This window comes from Nitrospirae bacterium YQR-1 (genome assembly GCA_039908095.1).
Taxonomy (GTDB): Bacteria; Nitrospirota; Thermodesulfovibrionia; order Thermodesulfovibrionales; family Magnetobacteriaceae; genus Magnetomonas.
On the sequence record JAMOBJ010000014.1, the window covers coordinates 1 to 21,520 of the forward strand.

General features: G+C 42.4%; 17 protein-coding genes and 1 CRISPR repeat array. Of the genes, 16 read left to right on the forward strand and 1 reads right to left on the reverse strand.

Features of this window, described 5'->3' with window-relative positions:
- The 13 genes from cas3 to H7844_08410 form a co-directional block, all read left to right on the forward strand.
- A partial coding sequence (gene cas3, locus H7844_08350) for a CRISPR-associated helicase Cas3' (GenBank protein MEO5357293.1) occupies positions 1 to 2,140 on the forward strand: 2,140 nt, incomplete at its 5' end.
- Between the two features lie 13 nt (positions 2,141 to 2,153).
- Positions 2,154 to 2,897 (forward strand): type I-C CRISPR-associated protein Cas5c, encoded by a 744-nt coding sequence (cas5c, locus tag H7844_08355; GenBank protein ID MEO5357294.1) that lies wholly within the window; start codon positions 2,154 to 2,156, stop codon positions 2,895 to 2,897.
- Positions 2,894 to 4,801: a type I-C CRISPR-associated protein Cas8c/Csd1 gene (cas8c, locus tag H7844_08360; protein ID MEO5357295.1), complete on the forward strand. Its 1,908-nt coding sequence runs from the start codon at positions 2,894 to 2,896 to the stop codon at positions 4,799 to 4,801. The genes cas5c and cas8c overlap by 4 nt, the downstream gene beginning before the upstream one ends.
- A gap of 1 nt (position 4,802) precedes the next feature.
- A complete protein-coding gene (gene cas7c, locus H7844_08365) occupies positions 4,803 to 5,756 on the forward strand; it encodes a type I-C CRISPR-associated protein Cas7/Csd2 (protein ID MEO5357296.1) in 954 nt (317 codons plus the stop codon).
- Positions 5,746 to 6,405, forward strand: a complete 660-nt coding sequence (cas4, locus tag H7844_08370) for a CRISPR-associated protein Cas4 (GenBank protein MEO5357297.1) — start codon at positions 5,746 to 5,748, stop codon at positions 6,403 to 6,405. The genes cas7c and cas4 overlap by 11 nt, the downstream gene beginning before the upstream one ends.
- Before the next feature lie 15 nt (positions 6,406 to 6,420).
- Complete coding sequence (cas1c, locus tag H7844_08375; GenBank protein MEO5357298.1) at positions 6,421 to 7,452, forward strand: type I-C CRISPR-associated endonuclease Cas1c; 1,032 nt, start codon at positions 6,421 to 6,423, stop codon at positions 7,450 to 7,452.
- Positions 7,443 to 7,607, forward strand: coding sequence for a hypothetical protein (locus H7844_08380; GenBank protein ID MEO5357299.1), 165 nt, complete (start codon positions 7,443 to 7,445; stop codon positions 7,605 to 7,607). Before cas1c ends, H7844_08380 begins: the two co-directional genes overlap by 10 nt.
- Positions 7,608 to 7,636: 29 nt before the next feature.
- The gene (gene cas2, locus H7844_08385) at positions 7,637 to 7,924 is read left to right on the forward strand and encodes a CRISPR-associated endonuclease Cas2 (protein MEO5357300.1); all 288 of its coding nucleotides are present in this window, start codon (positions 7,637 to 7,639) and stop codon (positions 7,922 to 7,924) included.
- Positions 7,925 to 8,105: 181 nt separating this feature from the next.
- Positions 8,106 to 10,838: a CRISPR direct-repeat array (repeat unit 32 nt; unit sequence GTCGCTCCCCACGCGGGAGCGTGGATTGAAAC).
- Between the two features lie 324 nt (positions 10,839 to 11,162).
- On the forward strand, positions 11,163 to 11,576 hold the full coding sequence (locus tag H7844_08390; GenBank protein ID MEO5357301.1) for a hypothetical protein: 414 nt from the start codon (positions 11,163 to 11,165) through the stop codon (positions 11,574 to 11,576).
- A 496-nt stretch (positions 11,577 to 12,072) separates the two neighbouring features.
- Complete coding sequence (locus H7844_08395) at positions 12,073 to 13,149, forward strand: 3-isopropylmalate dehydrogenase (GenBank protein ID MEO5357302.1); 1,077 nt, start codon at positions 12,073 to 12,075, stop codon at positions 13,147 to 13,149.
- 340 nt (positions 13,150 to 13,489) lie between these two features.
- A complete protein-coding gene (locus tag H7844_08400; protein ID MEO5357303.1) occupies positions 13,490 to 15,307 on the forward strand; it encodes a BatD family protein in 1,818 nt (605 codons plus the stop codon).
- Between the two features lie 103 nt (positions 15,308 to 15,410).
- Positions 15,411 to 16,184, forward strand: a complete 774-nt coding sequence (locus tag H7844_08405; protein MEO5357304.1) for an SH3 domain-containing protein — start codon at positions 15,411 to 15,413, stop codon at positions 16,182 to 16,184.
- A 66-nt stretch (positions 16,185 to 16,250) separates the two neighbouring features.
- Positions 16,251 to 17,174 (forward strand): LD-carboxypeptidase, encoded by a 924-nt coding sequence (locus tag H7844_08410; GenBank protein ID MEO5357305.1) that lies wholly within the window; start codon positions 16,251 to 16,253, stop codon positions 17,172 to 17,174.
- A gap of 82 nt (positions 17,175 to 17,256) precedes the next feature.
- On the opposite strand, the gene H7844_08415 is transcribed toward H7844_08410, so the two are convergent.
- The gene (locus tag H7844_08415) at positions 17,257 to 18,582 is read right to left on the reverse strand and encodes a hypothetical protein (GenBank protein MEO5357306.1); all 1,326 of its coding nucleotides are present in this window, start codon (positions 18,580 to 18,582) and stop codon (positions 17,257 to 17,259) included.
- Between the two features lie 120 nt (positions 18,583 to 18,702).
- Between H7844_08415 and H7844_08420 the strand changes: the two genes are divergently transcribed.
- The 3 genes from H7844_08420 to H7844_08430 all read left to right on the forward strand — a co-directional run bounded on the left by H7844_08420 (position 18,703) and on the right by H7844_08430 (position 21,436).
- Positions 18,703 to 19,290, forward strand: coding sequence for a UbiX family flavin prenyltransferase (locus H7844_08420; protein MEO5357307.1), 588 nt, complete (start codon positions 18,703 to 18,705; stop codon positions 19,288 to 19,290).
- Positions 19,291 to 19,467: 177 nt separating this feature from the next.
- Positions 19,468 to 20,931, forward strand: coding sequence for a glycoside hydrolase (locus H7844_08425; GenBank protein ID MEO5357308.1), 1,464 nt, complete (start codon positions 19,468 to 19,470; stop codon positions 20,929 to 20,931).
- Between the two features lie 22 nt (positions 20,932 to 20,953).
- Positions 20,954 to 21,436 carry a hypothetical protein gene (locus H7844_08430; GenBank protein ID MEO5357309.1) on the forward strand — a complete coding sequence of 161 codons (483 nt, stop codon included), beginning with the start codon at positions 20,954 to 20,956 and terminating at the stop codon, positions 21,434 to 21,436.
- Positions 21,437 to 21,520 lie beyond the last annotated feature (84 nt).

A 21,520-nucleotide genomic window follows, 5' to 3' on the forward strand; every position in this document is an offset into this window, starting at 1 on the left:
CTACATATTTTTACCGAATATGCCTTTTCTCCTCTGTTTTCAAACCCTTAGACGTTTTGACACTCGGAACTTCCGTTTTAAGATAACGGGTTTACTTCATGACCTCGGTAAATACCAGCCGGAATTTCAGAATTATCTGAGCAATGGTGGAAAGCGTGGCAGCGTTGCACATGCGTCATGGGGGGCTGGTTATTCAAGGCTTCTTGGATTTACTGAAGCGTCTGTAGCAATTGACGGGCATCATAAAGGATTGCCTGATAACTCGACATGGAAGAGCGACACTGATCCATTCAAACATCATGATGTTTTTAATTTTGACAATATTAAACAAATTTTTCTCAATGACATAGGCATTAATGAGGCAGATATCAAAATGACAAATTCTTTCGATTTTAAGAGCGGCTCATCAAATCAGGAACTTTTTATCAGGTACCTGTTTAGCGCTCTTACCGATAGTGATTGGCTCTCTACAGAAAAACATTTTGACAAGGATACGTTTAATATGCGTCTGAAGACCTCCTTACCAATAGAGGAGATGATATTTAATCTTGAATCTGAATTCGCTAAAAAAGGCAAAGATAGTGAAATTAACCAATTGCGCAATAGCGCCCGAAATCTCGTAATTCAGAAAGCTAAAATGTCTTGCGGATTTTATTCGTTAGCACTGCCAACCGGCATGGGTAAAACATTGACATCAATAGAGTGGGCGTTAAGACATGCAAAAAAGAATAGTTTGAAGCGTATAATAATAGTCCTTCCTTATGTAAATATTATAGATCAGACGGCACATGTTTTAAAAAATATTTTCGGCGAGCAGTGGATTTTAGAGCACCATAGCAGTTATAACGAGAACACACTATCTGCCAAAGATAAAGCAGAATATTATTCTTTAGAGCTTGAGCGAAAAAAATTAGCCTGTGAGAATTGGGACTATCCAATCATTGTAACTACCACCGTTCAATTCTTTGAGTCGCTATTTAGCAACAGACCTTCTCAATGTCGCAAGATTCATAGCATAGCCGAGTCTGTGGTTATATTTGATGAGGTTCAGTCACTTCCAAAAGAAGTAATATTGCCAACACTGAGGATGCTTGAGGATGTCCACGTTGTTATGAAAACATCATTTCTTTTTTGCACGGCAACTCAGCCTGCTTTTCTTAAAAGACAAAGGTTTGATGGCATAACTTCGATTTGTCCCTTAATTGACAATCCCGAAATACTTTACGAAAAATCAAAACGAGTTGAGTATCTATTGGTAAATGATTTAAAACCGATTGACTACGACAGGCTGCTTGAGGCTGTAACTCAGACAGGAACTGCTGCACTTATTATATTTAATACAAAAAAGGCTGCTTTAGAGTTTTATCAATGCACTAATAACCTTCTTGATTGGGAAAAGAAGTATCATTTATCAACGGCAATGTGTCCGAAGCACCGGAAAGCCGTCATTGGAAATATTAGAAAAGACATTGACCCAGAACACGGGAGAAAAATATTGGTGGTGTCAACGCAACTTATTGAAGCCGGTGTTGATTTTGATTTTCCAGTTGTATTTCGAGCTATGGCACCGCTTGAGTCTGTTATCCAAGCCGCAGGCCGATGCAATCGTGAAGGCACTTTGGGTGAGATGGGTGGAAAAGTGTTCTTGTTTAAATTACAAGACAGCGGTATGCCTGACAAAACATATGCAGCATGCGCAGGTCATGCAGAGGAGCTAATTAAACAAAATATTAACCGATTACACTGTTACGATGTATTCAATAAGTATTATGCAGAGGTAGTAGAGCTTTATGTTGATCCTGATAAACATAAAATCAATGAAGCGCGCAAAAGGTTTGATTTTGAAACTGTAAGTGGTGCTTATCGAATAATTAATGACGTTACAGAGGGTTTGTTTATCTATCATTACAGCGATGAAAGCAAGCAGTTACTGCATTCACTCGATCATAAGAAATTTTTATCAAGAGATGATTACCGGGAAATGCAGACGTTTACAGTTGCAGTTTATAATCAATTTCTGAGCCGGAATAAATCTATGTTTAAAGTAATGCCACAAGGGTTTAAGGTATGGTACGGCAACTACGACAGTGAAACAGGTATTTCTGTAGCACCAATAGAGGCTGACAAACTCATTGTATAACCGGGAGGTGAAAATGCTCGATAAACGTGAGGTAAGAGTAAAAGTAAAAGGCGATTTTGCTTTGTTTACACGTCCAGATCTAAAAGTTGAACGTATGACATATCCGTGTATGACGCCATCGGCAGCAAGGGGTATTCTTGATTCCATTTTATGGAAGCCGGAGTTTCAATGGTACATCAGGCGAATAATTGTGTTGAAACCAATTCGGTTTGCAACGATTAAGCGTAATGAGATTAATTCAAAACAAAGTAAACATCCAATTATTATTGAGGAGAATCGAGTGCAACGAAACAGTGTAGTGCTCAGGGATGTGGCCTATATAATTGAGGCATCAATTTATCAGAGTCAAGTATCAGAGAAAAACAAACCTGAAAAATACGTAGGGAGAAAAGGTATTGATTCTAAAAATGATGGAATATTTAACAGAAGACTTAAAAAAGGGCAATGCTGGCGTAGGCCATATCTTGGTGTTCGTGAATTTACCGCTGAATTTATGGAACCGGATGGAACTGAGCAACCGATAACGGAAACTGTTCCGATAGGGAGTATGCTGTTTGACATCTTTTATGACACGAAAGGAAAACCTGCTCCTTTGTTTTTTTATGATGTTGCGATACGCAATGGTATTTTGAATTGTGAGGTACCGGAAAATGATAAGATGATGGAATCAAGCCATGTCCAACCGCCTATGGACAGTGAAGCATCTGCCCAGATTTATGAGTTTAACCTGCAAGAGGAAAGGGAGGCTGGTTTATGATTAAAGAATTTAGCGAATTTGGGAAAAGTCTCAGAAGTCAGAAAACTGAAAACAACTGGGTAAACGATGCACTTCAGGAAGTAGATATTTCCCTTGTTTTAACAATTAAGCATGATGGCAGTTTTGTTTCTTTGAGAAGTATTGAGAAGAAAAAAACGATAGCGGAGGCAGTGCAAAGAACAAGTGGGAAAGGAGCAAGGCTATTAATAGATAATTGTGGTTATGTCCTTGGCGTTTATGATTATGATGGCAATGACTTTAAAAAGAAGGCCAAAAAAATGGGCGAGCAAAAAGCTCATGATATTTTAAAAAAAGATACGTCTGAAAAACTGGAGCTATTTAAGGACCGTTTAAATGAATTTGTTGATTTGGATGAGATAAAACCTCTTTTTAAGTTTTATGATTCCAACAAACAAAGTGGTATAGATACTGTTACTCAGGATTATTTTATGAAGAATATTCTGAAAAAGGATCGAGGTGGTAATATTGCATTGTTAGTATCAAACACGGATAAATATGTCCATGAGCATGATGTCGTTTATCAAAGAATAGTTGATGTCTATACACTTAAACAAAAAGATTTCATATCAAAAATTAAGAGGAAATGCTCAATTTGCGGTGGATGGCAATATCCAGTTGGTGATTTCACCCATTTTCCAATTAAAGGTATTCCAGGTTCTAAAGAACCTGCCGGGGGACGCAAATTAGTTTCGTATAACGGGGATAACAATCCATTTGAGTCATATGGAATGGTCGGTAATGAAAATAGCATGATTTGCACTAATTGCTCAAAAACATATGTTGAAGGGCTAAATTGGCTATTATCAGAAGGGACTATATTTAAAAATAAAAAAAATAAAGATGATATACGTTATACGAATAGATGGCCACTTACAAGAAGTGCAAGTTTTAGAATGGACACTGTAATGGTTTTTTGGACACGAGAAAACAAAAAGTTGGATGTAGCCGACTTCCTTGAGAGGCCAAAATCAGAGGAAGTTGCAAAATTTATTGATTCAGTGACATCTGCAAAAGAAAGTGATAGTCGTTATCTTGAACACGACCGTTTCTATTCCTGTACACTTTCCGGCTCAGCAGCGCGTGTAGTGGTACGAGACTGGATTGAAACAAGCCTAGTCGATTTTAAAGAATCAATTGCAAAATGGTTTCAAGATATCGCTATTGTTGAATACGATAATGACTTAAAAAATACGCAGATAAATTATGCCGGTCTTTATGATCTGGCAAGATGCTGTCAAAGAAAAAACACTGATGGCACTTATGATAAAGAAGATAAGTCGTTGTCAAGAGTGGCTGCAAACTTATGGAACGCTGCATTAAAGAACGTCAAGCCACCATTGTGGATATTGACAAAAGTTCTTCAACGTGCTCGTATTAATGGCAAACCTCAAAATGAAAGTAAAGTACAAAAACATATTGATGGTGTTACTGCAGAACGGGCGGCTTTAATCAAATTAATCTTAAATCGGCAAAATGAAGGAGGAAATTTTGTGATAACTGAGAAAATTGTAGAGGGTAATAGACCGGCGGCATATGTCTGTGGACAGATTTTTGCAAAGCTGGAAAGTATTCAATATTTTGCATTAGGTGAAAAAAACGCAGGAATTAGAGAGAAATTTTTTACATTTGCCATGACATCGCCATCATCTGCATTCGGGCGATTATTCAACCTAAATTCAAAGCATTTTACAAAATTGAAAAATGACAAGCCTGGTCTAGCTGTTAATATGGACTGTGAACTTCAACTATTGTGCAAGGATGTAGATATTAATTGTTTTCCGGCCACTTTTTCGTTAATTGAACAGGGACAGTTTGCCATAGGATACTATCATCAGAGGCAGTTACAATTTAACTGTTCTAAAGAAAACAAAAAGGAGAGATAACATGAACAATGAAACAATCAAGAATCGTTACGATTTTATATTTTTCTTTGATGTAATAAACGGCAACCCTAATGGTGACCCAGATCAGGTTAACTTACCTAGGGCTGATGCTGAGGACCAACATGGATTGGTTACGGATGTTTGTATTAAAAGGAAAGTAAGGAATTATGTTCAACTTGTACATAATCTGCAATCTCCCAATAATATTTTTATCAGACAGCGAGATATTAACAGTGAAGATAGCTATTTGAATGTAATTATTGGAAAAGCAAAAGGTGATAACGCATCTGAAAAACGTATGAGTTTGTGTGCTGATTATTGGGATATCAGAACTTTTGGCGCTGTTTTAAGTACTGGAGAAAAGGAAAGTGGTGAAGCATCAGACGAGGAAAATGAAATTGAAACTAAAGTTAAAAATCAAAAGAAGGGCAAAATAAGAGGAGCAGGGACAGTCCGTGGCCCTGTGCAATTTACTTTTTCAAGATCGGAGGATCGTATTTATCAAGCAGAACATTCAATAACAAGGTGCTGTGTTACTACTGAAAAAGAAAAAAATGAACAGTTAAAAAAGGACCGTGAATTTGCTTCTACTTTTGGCAGGAAAGCGACTGTACCGTATGGTCTTTACAGGATGAATGGTTTTATTTCAGCTAATGATGCACAGAAAACAAAGTTTACAGAAGTTGACCTCACACTACTATGGAAATCGTTAATCAATGCTTTTGAAAATGACCGGGCTGCTGCCCGTGGGGAGATGAGCACTGTAAAACTGGTTATATTCAAGCATGATTACCATTTAGGTAATGAGCTTTCAAGCAAGTTGTTTGAGCGGGTGACAGTAACGAAAAATACTGAACTGCCTCGAAAAAAAGCAGATTATGATATTGTTGTTAACAAAGAAAGCCTCCCAACTGGTATTACGATTAAAGAATGGCCGGAAGTGAATGTTTACTGAGGATGAGCTGATACAGCTTTCGGCGTTGCAGCATCTGGTTTTTTGTGAGAGGCAGTGTGCGCTCATACACATAGAGCAGGTATGGGATGAGAACCTCTACACTGCGGAGGGCCGTATTATGCACGAGCATGTTGACTCAGGTAAAAGCGAAAACAGGGGCGATATTAAAATTGCTACAGGCGTGCCGCTTAGGTCGTTAATATTGGGGCTCTCCGGTAAGGCCGATGTTGTGGAATTCCATAAAATCCGGGGCGATTCAGCTAAAAAGAAGGTTACGTGGCAGCCTTTTCCGGTAGAGTATAAGCGCGGCAGCCCCAAACGTGACAACTGCGATAAAGTGCAGTTGTGCGCTCAGGCTATTTGTCTTGAGGAAATGCTCGGCACTGAAATAAAACACGGAGCGCTGTTTTATGGCAAAACCAGAAGACGATTTGATGTGACATTTGATGCCGGACTGAGACACGAAACCGAACAGGCCGCTATGCGGCTTCACGAACTGGTAGAGTCCGGGAAGACGCCTCCGCCGCTCTATGGTGCTAAATGCAAAAACTGTTCGCTTTCAGATATTTGCCTGCCGGAGAAAATAACAAAAGGGAATTTATCGGTGGAAACCTATATTAAAAAATGCCTGAGTCAGGATGCGGAATAAAGCGGTGAACCAACTATGAAAAGGCTGCTAAACACACTATACGTAACAACACAGGGAGCGTATCTAACAAAAGAGGGCGAGACCGTGGTGGTGAAAGTCGGGGATGATACGCTTGGGAAGGTGCCTGTGCATACGCTCTGCAGCATTGTTTGTTTTGGGCAAGTGATGGTAAGTCCGCCACTTATGGGTTTTTGTGCACAACGAAATGTTTCGATGAGTTTTCTGACGGAGTACGGACGTTTTTTAGCAAAAGTGCAGGGACCGGTCTCAGGCAATGTGTTATTGCGCCGGCAGCAGTACCGGCTTGCGGACAGTGCGGATGAATCGGCAAAAGTAGCAAGGTCTGTATTAATAGGAAAAATTTCCAATAGCCGCACTGTGTTAAGGCGCATGTTGAGGGACCATGCTGAACGCCTTGATAATGATGATATGTTAAAAGCTGCGGAACGTCTGGGTATATCGCTTAGAAAGGTTCAGAGTGCCGCTTCACTTGAGCAGTTAAGGGGAATAGAGGGAGATGCGGCACATCATTATTTTAGTGTTTTTGACAATCTGATAATAAGCCAAAGGGAAGAATTCTTTTTTAAGGTAAGAAGCAGGCGTCCACCGATGGACAGGGTCAACTGCCTGCTGTCGTTTTTATATACATTGGTGCTTCATGACATACGAGGTGCGTGTGAGACGGTTGGGCTTGATCCTGCAGTGGGGTATCTACACAGGGATCGCCCGGAGCGAGCGGGGCTTGCGCTTGATATGTTAGAAGAGTTTCGGCCATATCTTGCAGACAGGCTGGTGCTTAGTCTAATAAACTTAAATCAGGTCAAGCCCTCAGGGTTTAAAAAACTTGAAACTGGGGCTGTCACAATGGATGATGAAACACGCAAGGTAGTTTTAGTGGCATATCAAAAGAGAAAACAGGATGAGATAACGCATCCGTTTCTTAATGAGAAGGTATCGGTTGGGATATTATTTCACATTCAGGCGATGTTGTTTGCGCGGTTTACACGTAATGATCTGGAAGGTTATCCACCGTTTATATGGCAGTGATACCAAGCAGCGTTCAATCGCCTAACATCGTTGGCATCGTGGAAAGCTCCGGGGGCATACTCTCCCCTAAATGGGAATCCTCTGCAAGGGAAGGTGCTGCTTTCTCATTGCCGCCTGTGTTTACTTCTGGATGGAACCTTGTAAATCATGTGTAGTAGTAATGACAGGGGAGGAGTGAAACACATTGTTGGTACTGATAAGTTATGATGTGGCGATAGACGGCAACGGTAAGCAGAGATTAAGGCGTGTGGCGAGAGCTTGTCAGGACTATGGCCAGAGAGTGCAGTATTCAGTATTTGAGTGTTTGCTGGATCCTGCGCAGTGGGCGGTATTGCGACAGCGATTGATAGAGGAGATAGATAAAGAGCATGACAGTCTTCGATTCTATTTTCTTGGTTCAAACTGGAAGCACCGCGTGGAGCATATAGGAGCAAAAGGTGGACTGGATCAGGATGGTCCGTTGGTATTTTAGGAAGTGCGAACCCTAAGCGGACATAATTTCCCCCGGGAGGTTCGCAGACCTAAAAAAGTATTTAAAAACAGTTAGTTATGAATATTGCTCTTTGAAAACTATGTTACTTTTTAATTTAAAAATGAGGTTGGCGGATAGTGATCAAATAAGCTATAATTATCAGCAAGTTACATATGTGACCGTCGCTCCCCACGCGGGAGCGTGGATTGAAACTATTGTGTGATCAACTGGGAGCGACTGCGCAAGGTCGCTCCCCACGCGGGAGCGTGGATTGAAACACGGGAATGACAGAGGAAAAGGCCATTTCCGCTGTCGCTCCCCACGCGGGAGCGTGGATTGAAACTGCATAACTTATCGAGGGTTTGGCAATCTTAAAGTCGCTCCCCACGCGGGAGCGTGGATTGAAACGACGTGATGCCAAAAATAGTAGCGCCGCCGGAGGTCGCTCCCCACGCGGGAGCGTGGATTGAAACCAAAACTCATAACGATAAAAGACTTCTGCTTTTAGTCGCTCCCCACGCGGGAGCGTGGATTGAAACGGAGTCAACAGTGGAGATGATGTAATCAGGAAGGCGTCGCTCCCCACGCGGGAGCGTGGATTGAAACGCTTCTGACGCAATTAATATAATAACTGTAATTAGTCGCTCCCCACGCGGGAGCGTGGATTGAAACCTTAAAGCAAAAGGATATGCTTTCCACGGCATCGGGTCGCTCCCCACGCGGGAGCGTGGATTGAAACGCCGTAAACGACTATCCCCTCTGAGCTTGTTGTCGGTCGCTCCCCACGCGGGAGCGTGGATTGAAACTATGTCAGGCATTAAAAACACCGTCCCCCCAGAGTCGCTCCCCACGCGGGAGCGTGGATTGAAACGTCTTTTCTATGTTTATATCTATCAACCCGTCCTGTCGCTCCCCACGCGGGAGCGTGGATTGAAACATATTATAGACCTGACCGTATGCGGCATTTATGGTCGCTCCCCACGCGGGAGCGTGGATTGAAACAGCATCGATGAGGCAAAGCAACTTTATCACTGCTTGTCGCTCCCCACGCGGGAGCGTGGATTGAAACGCTTGAGTCCTCATCATGTCGGCCTGGGCGTTTGTCGCTCCCCACGCGGGAGCGTGGATTGAAACTTTATTGGACACATTTTTCACTGAAACCGATCCCGTCGCTCCCCACGCGGGAGCGTGGATTGAAACAAGCTCTGATGAGCGATTGCCGGTTTTGTAGTGCGTCGCTCCCCACGCGGGAGCGTGGATTGAAACCAAAGATGCTGGATAAAACAAAAATCAACTTAGGGGTCGCTCCCCACGCGGGAGCGTGGATTGAAACCTGCTGATTTTTTTGTAAAGATCGGCGACAACCTGTCGCTCCCCACGCGGGAGCGTGGATTGAAACATACTCACACCGGTGCTTATAAGATCATACATACGTCGCTCCCCACGCGGGAGCGTGGATTGAAACATTTTACAATGAAAGACCCTCAGAAAAAATATGCGTCGCTCCCCACGCGGGAGCGTGGATTGAAACCTTTATTGTGAGAGTTGCATTGTTTTTGACAAGAGTCGCTCCCCACGCGGGAGCGTGGATTGAAACTCACATGTGAGATTATCAAAGACAAGCTCTTTCAGGTCGCTCCCCACGCGGGAGCGTGGATTGAAACTTCCTGAGCTGGAAGGACCTGAAAACTTCATAAGAGTCGCTCCCCACGCGGGAGCGTGGATTGAAACATTAAACTGTAAATTGCAATATCCACTGAGCAGCGGTCGCTCCCCACGCGGGAGCGTGGATTGAAACTATAGATAGTGTCATTCACACGGTTTGTATGTGTCGCTCCCCACGCGGGAGCGTGGATTGAAACGTAGTTTGTGTCTTCATCATGTCCGCCTGTGCGGTCGCTCCCCACGCGGGAGCGTGGATTGAAACATGTCATCCAAGGTGCAATACATTTATTATCCGGTCGCTCCCCACGCGGGAGCGTGGATTGAAACGCATTAACGTTGTCAAATCTTTTGCCATCTGCTCGTCGCTCCCCACGCGGGAGCGTGGATTGAAACGTCTTAGAACAGATTTGCTCCAAAACGTGTTTTGTCGCTCCCCACGCGGGAGCGTGGATTGAAACTAACGCTCTTGCCTCACTCGGTCTTACACCCTGTGTCGCTCCCCACGCGGGAGCGTGGATTGAAACTTGAGCTCATCAATTGATAAACCATAAGCATTAGTCGCTCCCCACGCGGGAGCGTGGATTGAAACTTTTTTGAGATCAACCCAGCGGTTTCAAGGTCTGGTCGCTCCCCACGCGGGAGCGTGGATTGAAACTCCAAAAAACCAGGAAGTGTCAATTATTTTTGGGTCGCTCCCCACGCGGGAGCGTGGATTGAAACTATTGCTTCTTTTGCCGCTATTGCGTTGGCAATAGGTCGCTCCCCACGCGGGAGCGTGGATTGAAACTGATTTACTCACAGGATGTGTGCTTGATTTAGACGTCGCTCCCCACGCGGGAGCGTGGATTGAAACTTTACGGTATTAACGCTAAAGTCAATAATGCCGGGTCGCTCCCCACGCGGGAGCGTGGATTGAAACTAGACACAACCTTACCTCCCCTATTTTTTGTCTGGTCGCTCCCCACGCGGGAGCGTGGATTGAAACTAATTGTTTTACTGCTTATGGCTTTTGTTTTTAAGTCGCTCCCCACGCGGGAGCGTGGATTGAAACTCGATATCTGAAAGAGAACCTTGTGAAATGCCTAGTCGCTCCCCACGCGGGAGCGTGGATTGAAACTGAAATTGCCGCTGAGATAACTGGAGATATTACGTCGCTCCCCACGCGGGAGCGTGGATTGAAACGAGGTTTATATCTCTCCACTTTAACGCTCTCGCCTGTCGCTCCCCACACGGAAGCGTGGATTGAAACGTAATTTAGACTTAAGGCAATGCTGTTCCAAAGTCACTTTCTCCATGATACTTTTTTAAGATAAATAAAATGTAGTGCCCTGTTTTTTAGCTATTTCCTTTTATATCAGTATGTTAGCTCTCTCAAGTGATGAAGTAGGGATAAGGGGAGAGTACGCCTGCGTCACTTTCTCCTTGCCGCCTGTATTTACTTCTGACTGTAACTTGGTATTAAATCTCTTTAAAATACCTTCTGAATTATTTTGTTAATTAAAAATATATTTTACATTATAATTACAACTTTATGTTAAAATACATTTAGGTAGTGCAAAGGAGAGAATACAAAATGTTTTGTCTAATGGCTATCGAGAAAATAGAGCATGATATTGAGGAGGTAGGCTTGCCGAGGCCTGAATATTCGAGGTTTCTCCACTATATCCCGTTTTACAGGTTAAAAAAAGACATAGATTACATAAACGATTACCTCGGCGTCACCATTACCGATCTCATTATAAGGGAAAACATCATTAACCCTTTCAAACGTGAACTTATCGACCACCTTGAGGACATCCACAAGTTAATCAACAAAATCGGCCACAACCGTTTTACATATCAATTGCACATGTTTGTAAATTCCCTCAATGTTAAGATTTATGAGTATCGTAACGAGCTCAGACATGGCACAATGGGCTACAGAAGTTCCTCCGCCACCATGGCCTATGGCCTTGAGGAGCGACGTCTGCCGGCCTTCAGGAAATAGCCTGACGTTAAATTCCTTTAAATCGGTTGCCCTGACAGTTATCTTAATAGACGTCCTCAAATTCTTTGATGTTGTTTAGGTCTATTGTTAAAAAAGCTATTGCTGCTTCCCCCTTAATTTGTTATAATATTATGTGTGTTGTTAGTTGGTTTGTGGCGCCAATAACTAATAACATAAGCCCAGGCAGCCACAATGTCTGAGGTCCGTTATGATTATGTGCAGCGACACTGATAAAACAAAGCGATTTCGGGTTTATTAATAATCCTCACATGTAATATCAAATTTTAGGGGAGAGTACACCCCGGAGCTTTTGACAAAGCCAACGAAGTTAGACGATTGAATGTAACTTGGTATAAGTGTGTCATAACAAGGTATTCCTCAAAGTTTTCTTTAATTTATTCACAGGGTAATGTTAATATAACAGCGTGTTTTTTACTTTTTATAGGACAGCTATTAAAGATAAGGTTTTAAATAAAAGAATGGAGGTTCTAAATAAATGGCAAAAAGTTATGATATAGGGGTAATAGCAGGGGATGGAACCGGACCGGAGGTTATACGGGAAAGCGTAAAGGTGCTGAAGGCTGCTGCTGCGCGTTTCGGCTTCGGAGTGAATTTTACGGAATATGATTTCGGCGGTACTAGGTACTTGAGAACCGGTGAGGTTCTGCCGGATAGTGCGGTGGATGAGTTACGCAGGCATAAGACCATCCTTTTAGGTGCGATAGGGCACCCTGACGTTAAACCAGGCATATTGGAGAAGGGAATATTGCTCCGCCTTCGCTTTGAACTCGATATGTATATAAATCTGAGGCCGGTAAAGCTCTTTCCCGGCGTTGAGTGTCCGCTTAAGGATAAAACCCCTGCAGATATTGACTTTGTCGTTATAAGAGAGAATACGGAGGGGCTTTATGCCGGAGCCGGCGGATTTTTCAAGAAAGGTACTCCGGATGAGGTAGCTGTACAGGAATCCATAAACACAAGAAAAGGCGTTGAGCGTTGCATTAGGTATGCCTTTGAGTACTGCAAAAAAAGAAATGCAGGAAATAAACTAACCCTTTGCGGTAAGACTAACGTGCTTACCTATGCCTTTGACCTTTGGGAGAGGGTATTTTATGAGGTTGCAGAGCAATACCCAGGCATCAAGGCGGACTATGCACATGTTGATGCCATAACGATGTGGTTTGTTAAAAACCCTGAGTGGTTTGACGTTATTGTAACAGACAACATGTTTGGAGATATAATCACAGACCTTGGAGCTATGATTCAAGGCGGGATGGGAATCGCCGCAGGGGGCAATATAAACCCCGGTGGTACCTCGATGTTTGAGCCTATTGGTGGTTCAGCCCCTAAATACACCGGAGCAAACATCATAAATCCGCTTGCCGCTATTTGTGCCGGCGGCCTGCTGCTGGACTATCTGGGAGAGACTGAAGCTGGTAAAGCCATAGAGCAGGTTGTTATGGAGGTTACCGGTAAGCGTCTTAAGAGCCTTGCCGCGGGACACATGGGACACTCTACCTCTGAGGTTGGAGACATGGTTGCAGACGGGGTTAGCGTCTCTGTGGTTAAATGATATATGTGCGGGGGCAATGTTTAACCGGAAACAGGTTACTTCAAAGGAACACTGATTTTACACTTGCACCTTGTGTCTGATACCAAGCTGCATTCAATTGTCTAACTTCGTTGGCTTTGTCAAAAGCTCTGGGATGTACTAAAGCTTTCTCCCAGCCGCCTGTGTTTACTTATGACTGCAGGTTGGCCTTCATTTTATTTATAAACTTGCTCCGGCTTTAAGTTTTGGTTTTGTCTGATTGAACAAATATATCTTTACTATAGAAGTGTAACATAAGATTTTAATGAGGTGTCAGGATAAATATTTTCAAATTCCTCAATTTTGTGTATAATATATAGAAATGAAAAAACTGACAGTACTGTTGTTATTGATGGTGTTGACAGTGGCCGCTGTGGTATCGGCAGCCGATGTGAATTTCGAGTTATCCGCAGGTAAAACCACATTAGCACAAGGCGAGGGTACTCAGTTAATCCTGACATTTAACGGCGACAGGAGTCTGCCTCAGCCGAAAATCCCGCCGATAGATGATTTCTCGATTAACTATATCGGCTCCTCAACAAGGATGTCAATGGTAAACGGTGTAATGACAAGCTCGGTTTCGTACAATTATTCATTGGTGCCGATGAAAAAAGGTGAATTTAAAATAGGCCCGTTTTCAGTGCAACACGATGGTAAGACTTACACATCCAATGCCATAACCCTCAACGTGACAGATGCTCAGGTAGGTTCTGCACAACCACCACCAGGCCACACTCCACAAAAATCAAAAGACGCCGGAGATATAAAAGACAGAGTATTTATAACCCTTAAACCGTCAAAAACTACTGTCTATATTAATGAAATCTTCACGGTTAAGGTTAAGCTCCATGTTAGGGATATTTCAGTAGGGGATGTTAACTTTCCACTAGTAGCTGAAAGTGGGTTATCAGTGAGTGGTTTCAATAAACCGGCTCAAAGCAGGGAGACCATAAGTGGAATAACCTATGAAACTTTGGAGTTTACGGCTACTGCCTTTGCCGCCACTGCCGCTGATTCATTAAAACTGGGGCCTGCCACTTTAGAGTGCAGTATCATGATAAAGGAAACCCGTAGGATGTTTCCCGGCGGAATATTTGACGATGACTTTTTCAACAATGTCATGGGTACGGTCAGGGCTGAACCCGTTAAGCTGAAATCCGAGGCCGTGGCTCTCAAAGTGCTGCCGCTGCCGCAGGAGGGAAAGCCGAATGGATTTAAGGGAGCAATCGGAAAGTTTGAACTAAATACCTCCGTCACACCGGAAAATGTAAAAACCGGAGACCCGGTTACTCTAAAAATGGCCTTTACCGGACATGGTAATTTTAACACCATCACAAAGCCGGAACTCTCTGAAAACGCCAACCTCAGATATTACGAACCTCAGACAAAACAGGATAAGGATTCAAAGAGTTTTGAGGAGGCTGTTATCCCACTAACTAATACTGTAACTGAGATACCGGAAATAGTTTTTTCGTTTTTTGACCCTGAGCAGAAGTCTTACAAAACAATAAGGAAAGGGCCGTTTCCGATAAAAGTAACGGCTGCGGCTGCCTCTGCTGCGGCAAGAATTGTGGAGCCCTCCACAACCGGCAAACCTTCTGCCGAGAAAGAGGTATTGGTAAAAGATGTGGTGTTTATAAAAGAGCACCCCGGCAAACTTATTAAAATAAAGGATACACAGCGACAGCTTTACCAAAATCCAGTATTTTTACTAGCCTTGATTCTGCCACTGTTAATATACACAGGGGCACTTATACACGCCAAGAGGAGCAGAGCACTACGTAACAATCCCGGATATGCCAAAGCACTACGGGCTCCTAAGCGTGCAAGAGAAGGGATAAAGCTTGCAGGAAACTATCTCAGGGCCACTAATCCAGAGGGATTTTACAACGCTGTGCACAAGACCGTTTATGAGTACTTAGGCGGTAAACTCCATCTGCCCCCAGGTGAAACAGCAGGCGATAAAATCTTCACACTGTTAGAACAAAAAGGGATTGAGACGCAGACATTACGAGAGATATTTAATGCCTGTGATATTGCAAGATATGCTAGGGCAGGCACAGAACAAATATCCGAAATGGAGAAAATATATAAACACCTTGAGGACTTTATTATCAAAATGGAAAAGGATCTGAAATGAATCATAGTATTAAATTAATACCGAATTGCAGTCAGAAGCATAACGAGGCGGCTGGGAGAAAGCAACGGAGGCGTACTTTTAGTACGGTGAGGAGCTTTTGACGATGCCAACAAAGTTATGCGATAGAATGCAACTTGGTATAATTATATTTTCCCTGACCTTTACCGTCCTCATACTACCCTCCATAGCCGCATCTGATTCCGCCGGTAATATATTCAAAAAGGCATCCGCCCTTTACATGGAAGGCAAATACGATGACGCACTGAAACAATATGACAGTCTGCTCAAAGAGGGCTACGAAAGTGGCAATCTCTATTACAACATGGCCAACTGCTATATCAAAAAGAGCAATATCGGATATGCAATCCTATATTACGAAAAAGCAAAACGCCTTATCCCTTCAGATGCCGACTTGAGGGCAAACCATGACTATGCTGTTTCTTTAACAAAAAATCGCCAAACCGCCACTGTCCAATCATGGATAAACCGGCAATTGGACAGAGTTTACAATCTTTTCACTACAAACGGCCTCACCATATTCTTATCATTGCTCTATACATTGATTACAACTGTGCTCACTATTTCAATATACAATGAAAAAGCAAAGAAATATGCCGGACTGATAATATTAACGGCAGCTCTCTTACTGCTTCCGTCGTCCTACATTTTGTATGAGCGGATAAGTTCCACAGAGGCCGTAGTTGTAAATGAAAAAGCGGAGGCCAGATACGAACCTTTCGATAAGGCAACTGTTTTTTTCACCCTGTACGAGGGTATGAAAGTTGTTGTAATTGACAGAAACAACCACTGGCTCAAGGTCAAACGTTCCGATGGTAAAACCGGTTGGATACATAACGATAGTATTGGTGTTATATAATTGGTTATTATGAGTGGTAATTGAACAATTTTGCCTGCGCAAAATGTCAGGGAGCCAAATAAGACAATGAATAATCCGGTTTTACCCAGGAGGCTGCAGCCTGGGGATACAATCGGTGTTGTTTGCCCGTCAAATGAGATTACAAGCCAAAAGCAACGAGATGAGCTTCACTATGGTATCAGGTTTTTTGAAAACATGGGGTTTGACGTTGAGGCTGGAAAGAATCTTCACTCAGCAAATCCAAAAGATAGGGCGGAGGATATAAACGGTTTTTTCCGACGCTCTGATATTAAAGCGATAATGTCGGCTCAGGGTGGTGACACAGCAGAAAGAGTCCTTGAGTTTATTGACTGGAGAGCCGTAAGTGAAAATCCAAAAGTATTTATGGGGTTAAGTGATGTTACAGTGTTTTTAAATGCAATTTTTACACAGACCTCTGTTATAACATTTCACGGCGGTGATGTTAGATACCACTTTGGCAGAAATCCGTGTGAGTATGACAGGGCGGAGTTTACAGAGAGATTGGTTAACGGCCTCGGTGGTAAGATAAACCCCTCAGGCCTCAGAGAGACAATAAGAGGGGGAAAGGGTAGGGGTAGGCTTCTGGGCGGCAACCTCAGATGCCTTCTTAAACTTGCAGAGACACCGTTTTGGCCTGATTTTACCGGAGCAATTCTGATGTTTGAGTCCCATACGATTGATGAAAGACGATGCACTGAGTATTTCAAGATTTTGCGGAACAAAGGGGTCTTTGATAAAATCACTGGTGCTGTAGTAGGCTTTGTTTACTCTATGGAGGTTGAAAATCACAATACACTACAGATGGAAGATATCCTGTTAAATGAGACTGTGGATTTTGATTTCCCGATTCTAAAGGCAAGGGACTTCGGCCATGGTTGCCCAAACACGGTGTTACCTATTGGCGCAGAGATTGAACTGGATGCTGATAAAAAAATATATGAAATAGTCGGCAAGACTGTTATGATGTAGATTATATTTTGTACAATCTTCTCTAAACACTGATTTCCATACGAGGAAAGTTAGCGGCTATCGGGGAATAACCTCCAACATCTCAGAACGAATTTCTCCGCGAAGAAGAAACTATTTCCGCATCGGCATTTACGCTCTTTTTAGATGTTGCCATATCCTTATTGACCACATACATTATCTCAAGCTCCTCGGGCTCTTTTCTGAGGATAACATTAGAGTAAATGTTGTCATCCTTGAGTTTTTCCAGAAATTTGTCGAAATTCGCACACCACTTTTTGGCGGCCTCGCTGTCTCTTTGTTTTTCAAGGGTTGTAATGCTTTTAGTCTCATCCTCTGATGATACAAACCGCACAAGTCTTGTCGTCAGCTCACCTTCACTGCTAAGTTTTGCCATGACCTTATAATCTGTCTGCTCCGTATCGAAATAAACTATTTCACCACTGTCAAGTTTTGAAACTGTGGTTTCATCGTTTTCATCTACCATGTAGCCAAGGTTTCTAAGGGTTTGCCCTATCTTAGCAGCTATTGCTAATTTGCTTTTTTTATTTTCGGCTTTAATTATAAACTCACTCAGTATTTTTGACACACTGTCGTAGTTGTCTTTTGAAATATACTTGCTGTTTAATAACTTAGATGCGTCGCTAACCGTGTTTTCATTGGCGGGGTACTTTAAAGCCTCGTTTATCAACTCACCGATTGTTTCCTTATATACGTTAGTCCACGCAATTTCTTCTTTCAGTTTTCCGTACTTTAATAATACCTCATCCCTGACTGCTTTTACTCTCTGTGTCAAGCTTTCACCTTTCACAGCATCACAAATCGGCGCAAGCTCAGTGTATATTTTCATATCATACGTCTTTATAAGTGCATGATATTTATGTATCTCAGAAACAAACAGTTCTTTCTCAACTGGTTTTTTTAAGGTAATGACATCTTCCTTCATTTCTTTTTGGCTAAACAGAGTTTTTTCGGTCTCTCCGGTTAGCTCAGGGATGTCAGTGTCTTTCCACTGCGCTTCTATTTGCTGCAGCCTGTAAATCTCGATGTTTTTCCTTATTTTTTTATAAACATCTCCGGCCTGGATAATAAGATGTTCCATGTCTATAGACGACCCCGCTGATTTTATATTGGCTCTTAGGCTATCAAAACCTGTTAGTTCAGTGTTTATGGCTTGCTGAAAGTTGTTATTCAGTGTTTTAGATAGTTCCATGATGTTTTTTGTCATCGCATCGAGGTTTTTGTCAAATTTGTTTATGTAAGCATCTTTTTCTTTGGTAGCTTTACTGTCCTTATAGGCATTGTAGAGGGCGGTACCAATAGCTTTTCCAATAACTGCTCCTCCTGCGGCGGCTAAAACTGCGGGGTTCATCAACAGAGGATACAGTATTACAATTTCAAGCCCACTCATGTGTGTCCTCCTTTGTAAAATATTTTTAGAACTAAGCGTTTTTAAACACCCTTTTATTATAATATAATGCTGAGTATAGTTTGTAAAGATATGGGTTTTAAGGGAGCGGCAGGGTAACGTATGGAAAGAAAAAAATATATAACGGCTGTTACGGGGGCAAGCGGGTCTCTATTAGCTTTAAGGTTTATAGATGAGCTGTTAAAAACCTCGGATGTACATCTTGTGATATCCTCTTCATCATTCAAAGTGATAAAGGATGAAACCGGAAACGACTGGAGCATGGATACCCATCGTAAGTTAAAAGAATATTTTAAGAGCGACCGGTTGTTCTGTTATGATGAGGGAGATATATATGCGCCTGTGTTAAGTGGTACATTTTTAAATGACGGAATGATAGTGATTCCATGCTCTATGAAAACCCTCTCAGGTATATCAAACGGCTACGGAGAGAATTTAATTCAGAGGGCTGCCGATGTAACGATAAAAGAGGGCAGACGTTTAATCTTAGTACCCAGAGAGATGCCCTTTAGCTCAATACATCTGGAAAATATGTTGAAACTTTCCCGCATCGGCGTTACTATAGCGCCTCCGGTTGCGGCATTTTATACAAAGCCACAAACTATAGACGATATGATAAATTTCATAACAGGAAAACTTCTTGATAATCTCTCCATATCGCATAATCTGTTTAAAAGGTGGGGAAGCTGAAGTTTTTCTAATGCCGGCTCTTACCGGAACCACCCAAAGTCTGAAATATAACAATAAATAAACGCTATGAAATCGTAAATATTATTTTTGGGAAATGATTTTTAATTATTAGGTGTTTTGGTATAATATACGTCCAATGGTGGTATTTCCACCACGATTTTCAGGAGGTGAAAAATAGTGGCGGTTTTTAAATCTAACAGATATTTAAATCTAATAATTTTGCTCTTAGCGCTGGCACTGCTTATCCCTGCTATTTCTTATGCCGGCTGGAGCTGGACTGAAAGAGATGCAAACAGGAACTGGACATCTGTGGCATCGTCATCAGATGGCACTAAGCTGGCAGCCTGTGATTATGCCGGCTATATTTATACCTCAACAGATTCAGGCGCTACATGGACCAATCGTAGTAATGCAGGTGTCAGAGGTTGGAAGTCAATCGTGTCATCATCAGATGGAACAAAACTGGTCGCCTCTGTTATGGGCGGATATATTTATACATCTACAGACTCAGGCTACACATGGATAGAAAGAAAAAACGCCGGCAGCAAATCTTGGTGGTCACTGGCATCCTCCTCTGATGGCTCTAAACTCGTTGCCGGAGTTACCAGTGGCTATAGTAGTAATTATGCTAACGGTGACACCAGCGGTTACATTTATATATCAACCGATTCAGGCACTACATGGACTGCAAAAGCCGGCGCCGGCAGCAGATATTGGTATTCGATAGCGTCCTCATCCGATATGTCAAAGTTAGCTGCAATTGATGGTAACGGCTATATTTACACCTCAACCGATTCAGGCGCTACATGGGCCGCACAAACAGCTGCCGGGCCCAGAAGCTGGATGGCAATTACGTCATCCTCAGACGGAGCTAAACTCGCTGCCGCATCATGGTACGGCTATATTTATACCTCAACCGATTCAGGTGCTACGTGGACGGAGCGAACAGGCGCAGGCACTAGAGATTGGAGAGCTATAGTGTCATCCTCTGATGGAACGAATCTTGCCGTTGTAAGCTATCCCGGCTATATTTATACCTCAACCGATTCAGGCGCTACATGGACTGCACAAACAACCGCAGGTTACAGATACTGGTTTTCTATAACAGGTTCATCAGATGGAATAAAACTTGCCGCCGCTGCTTATGAAGGGGCTCTTTATACCGGTGTCAGCGATGCAACATCTTCAGCAACAAGCGGTTCTAAAAATATAAAATATACTATACCATATCTTCACGCAAACACTAATAATGCGGCTTACTGTATAGCAAGTAATATGACCTCTTCAGCGGCTACAGGTTATGTTATGGTAATAGCTAACAGCGCAGCAACTAAACCCACATTATCGAATGAAAGTACAACCTTTTCACTTGCCGGTAAAACCACATCCATGCTGACGTTTTCGGGACAGAATCTGACAGCCGGCTCAACATCAATAAGTTTGCTCAATAACACAGGAGGTGCTGATAATTCCTCGGTAATGTATTCAGCCAGGGTAACATTCAGTTCCAATGATAATGCAACGAATTGTAAAACTATTGGCTTGTCCTGTTTTATGGGAACCACCTCACCTAAGAGAAACATTTCAGGAATTCTGTGTAACGACGGCAGCACTATAAGCAGTAGCGATTATGCCCACTAGACTTGAATAAAGGAGAATATTAATGAGAAAAAAAATATTATATGCATTCATTGCATTACTAATAACAGGATTTACCGCAATATCAACAAGCAACAACACTGAAGCCGGCTCTGCGTCATATTATATGCCCTATCTTCATACAAATACAAACAATGTGGTTTACTGTGTTGTAGGGAATATATCATCAAATTCAATAACAGGCATATTTACAACAATGTCAACAGAAGGTGGTACAGCTTCTCAAACAGCAGGTGCAAGTTTTAGTATAGCCGCAAACACGACTCAGATGTTAACATTTTCCGGCACTACTTTAACCACCGGCTCCTCAGCAATCACACTATCGGATATAACCGGCGGTAGTTTCAGCGGCAAAGTGGACTTTACCGCCACATCAGGCGTATCATGCAGTGATGTCCCAATGAGTTGTTTTCAGGGAACAACAAATCCAAAACGTAACTTAACAGGACATACCTGTGATGATGGTGTAAACACACTGGCATATTGACCTGTCCCATCAAGTTTTTTTATTTTTAATTAGAAAATATTGTGCTTGACATAAATTGAATAACAATTTATAATTTAGCGCTTA

Excerpts from the sequence above, each read along its gene's own strand:
- H7844_08390 (MEO5357301.1), top strand. The coding sequence starts at position 11,163 with ATGTTTTGTCTAATGGCTATCGAGAAAATAGAGCATGATATTGAGGAG.
- H7844_08410 (MEO5357305.1), top strand. The coding sequence starts at position 16,251 with ATGAATAATCCGGTTTTACCCAGGAGGCTGCAGCCTGGGGATACAATC.
- cas8c (MEO5357295.1), top strand. The coding sequence starts at position 2,894 with ATGATTAAAGAATTTAGCGAATTTGGGAAAAGTCTCAGAAGTCAGAAA.
- cas5c (MEO5357294.1), top strand. The coding sequence starts at position 2,154 with ATGCTCGATAAACGTGAGGTAAGAGTAAAAGTAAAAGGCGATTTTGCT.
- H7844_08430 (MEO5357309.1), top strand. The coding sequence starts at position 20,954 with ATGAGAAAAAAAATATTATATGCATTCATTGCATTACTAATAACAGGA.
- H7844_08415 (MEO5357306.1), bottom strand. The coding sequence starts at position 18,582 with ATGAGTGGGCTTGAAATTGTAATACTGTATCCTCTGTTGATGAACCCC.
- cas7c (MEO5357296.1), top strand. The coding sequence starts at position 4,803 with ATGAACAATGAAACAATCAAGAATCGTTACGATTTTATATTTTTCTTT.
- H7844_08380 (MEO5357299.1), top strand. The coding sequence starts at position 7,443 with ATGGCAGTGATACCAAGCAGCGTTCAATCGCCTAACATCGTTGGCATC.
- H7844_08420 (MEO5357307.1), top strand. The coding sequence starts at position 18,703 with ATGGAAAGAAAAAAATATATAACGGCTGTTACGGGGGCAAGCGGGTCT.
- H7844_08400 (MEO5357303.1), top strand. The coding sequence starts at position 13,490 with ATGAAAAAACTGACAGTACTGTTGTTATTGATGGTGTTGACAGTGGCC.
- cas4 (MEO5357297.1), top strand. The coding sequence starts at position 5,746 with ATGTTTACTGAGGATGAGCTGATACAGCTTTCGGCGTTGCAGCATCTG.
- cas1c (MEO5357298.1), top strand. The coding sequence starts at position 6,421 with ATGAAAAGGCTGCTAAACACACTATACGTAACAACACAGGGAGCGTAT.
- H7844_08405 (MEO5357304.1), top strand. The coding sequence starts at position 15,411 with ATGCCAACAAAGTTATGCGATAGAATGCAACTTGGTATAATTATATTT.
- H7844_08395 (MEO5357302.1), top strand. The coding sequence starts at position 12,073 with ATGGCAAAAAGTTATGATATAGGGGTAATAGCAGGGGATGGAACCGGA.